The following is a 1548-nucleotide window of genomic DNA, read 5'->3' as shown; positions in this document are numbered from 1 at the left end:
GTCGCAGACTTCACGTTGGCGGTGCTGAGGTGCAGTTCCTGACCGGGCAAGTACAGCGTGGTCCCGGTGTCGTCGCGCCGGATCAGCCGGTCGCCGGAAGCGTCGTTGAGGAACCGGGTGATCTTCGAACCCTCGGTGACCTTTCCGCTTGGCCCGGGAGGCGCGATGAGTGGGCACTACTGGCAGACCGGAACCGCCGCACCGCAACTGCCGACCTGGCAGGAGACCCCCCGTGCCGTACCCCCACCACTCGGCGACCCACCCCCGGCGACCACTCCACCGTCGCCGACGCTGTTCGCCGCCGGGCCATCGGCGCCGGTGGGCTGGCCGTGGTACCAGCGCTGGTGGGTCTTCGGCATCGCCGCCTTCGTAGTGCTGGCGCTGGCCGCCGGCGTCGGCGCCATCGTGTGGCTGGGCCGGGCCGACCGGGCGCCGTTCGACGAGGCGGTCACCGACCTGGCCGCCGCGCCCGTGCTGCACTATCGCGCCGACCTCGGCGGGACCGCGTTCGACGTCCGCGTGACCGGCGGCGGCGACATAATCGGCACGCTCACGGTAGTCGGCGTCAAGCTCGACGTGCTGACGATGGGCGGCCGGACCTACGTGAAGGCCCCGGCGAGCCTGGGGCTCGGCGCCGGGGCCGGGCGGTGGACGACCGGCGGCCCGCTGAGCGTCGGCGCCACCCGCTGGCAGCGGCTGGGGCCGCTCGCGATGGCTGGCCAGCTCTACATCGGGCTCACCGAGGCGACGTTCCCGAGCCGGTTCGACTGCGGCGAGCGCCTCGACGGCCAGACGGTGCTCAAGGCAACCCTGCCCGACGGCGACCTGTACGTCACCAAGGCCGCCCCGCACCGCGTCGTCCGGTTCGCGCTGCGGGGCGGGGCCCCGACCGGGCTGCCGGGCCTACCGAAGGTGCCAAGCCTGCCGACGTACCCGAGCCGCCCGGCGCTGCCGTCGCTGCTGCGCGGTGCGCTCCTGGCCGAGCTGACGGCCCCGCTGCGTGCGCCCGGCGACTCGGTCGGCGGCGACCTGTCCTTCGACATGGAGCCGGTGTCGCCAGCCGACTACGACAAGACGTTCACCGACCTGCGCAAGGGCGCCGGGGAACTGGGCGAGGCGGTCGACGCCACGGTCCAGTTCACGCTGCAGGGCAATGCCAACGTCTCGTGCAGCCAGGCGGGCTGCGTCGTCACCGCGAACGTCGCCAACCAGATCCTCGGCACCGGCCAGACAAAGGTCACGGGCGCCCAGGTGACCGCGGAGATGACCGCCTCAGTGGTGCTCAACGGACGGCCGGCTGGGTCGTGCGTGAGCCCGCCGACGCCGGTCCCGGTAGGTGGCAACGGCACTCTGAGCTCTGGGACTGCAACGGCGGCGGCGCACAGAACTGGGTCCAGGAAGGCAACCGGTTGCGCAACCCGAACTCCAACAAGTGCCTGGACTCCCCGGGAGGCTCGACAGCAGACGGCGCGCGACTGCAGATCTGGGACTGCAACGGATCGGCCGCACAGTACTTCGTGAAGGCCGCGTGACGGCAGGCCGAGCGGC

General features: G+C 72.4%; 1 protein-coding gene. It reads left to right on the top strand.

The features are described from left to right. The first annotated feature begins 29 nt into the window (after positions 1 to 29). Complete coding sequence (locus tag AB0I21_RS57460) at positions 30 to 1532, top strand: RICIN domain-containing protein (protein ID WP_360574528.1); 1503 nt, start codon at positions 30 to 32, stop codon at positions 1530 to 1532. The last annotated feature ends 16 nt before the right edge of the window (positions 1533 to 1548 follow it).

Origin of the sequence: Dactylosporangium sp. NPDC050588 (assembly GCF_040654975.1) — a bacterium.
In the GTDB taxonomy this organism is placed as follows: domain Bacteria; phylum Actinomycetota; class Actinomycetes; order Mycobacteriales; family Micromonosporaceae; genus Dactylosporangium; species Dactylosporangium maewongense.
This window is presented reverse-complemented; position numbering and strand designations above follow the sequence as displayed.